Genomic DNA, 415 nt, shown 5'->3' with positions numbered 1-415 from the left:
CAAGCAAAGCTCAGTGCAATCGCAAGGCAACTCAACGAACGCCCTCGCAAGACCTTGCAATATCAAACGCCAGCAGAGAAGTTCGCAGAGTGTGTTGCGTCGACCGGTTGAGATCGCCGCCGATAGAAACTCAAACTTGTTGCTACAATTGCAGTTGCACGCCACAATCGGCACCGCAGCTTGGAGAGCGAAATAAAGAATGCGACAACCGCAACGTAGGCAATCACATCAGGCACAACCGAGTGCCTCAAACAGACAATTAGTGAACGACCGCAGTAAAACCCATGCCATTAAGGCGTCGGATTGCTGCACATTGAAAGGGCAGACGATGGCCAAAGGTAAAAACAGCAAAAAAGAGACCAAAAAACCCAAAAAAGAGAAGCAGAAAGTCTCTGCAACTGCGGGTTCCCAGAAC

2 pseudogenes are annotated in these 415 nt (G+C 49.6%); both read left to right on the top strand.

What is annotated here, in order from left to right:
* A pseudogene (locus AB9F29_RS21355) lies at positions 1-111 on the top strand (IS30 family transposase); the annotation flags it as partial.
* Positions 112-199: 88 nt separating this feature from the next.
* Positions 200-415, top strand: a pseudogene (locus AB9F29_RS21350) (hypothetical protein); the annotation flags it as partial.

Origin of the sequence: Falsihalocynthiibacter sp. S25ZX9 (genome assembly GCF_041205405.1) — a bacterium.
Lineage (GTDB): Bacteria > Pseudomonadota > Alphaproteobacteria > Rhodobacterales > Rhodobacteraceae > Falsihalocynthiibacter > Falsihalocynthiibacter arcticus.
The sequence above is the reverse complement of the archived record's forward strand: the minus strand, read 5'-3'. Positions and strand labels throughout refer to the sequence as shown.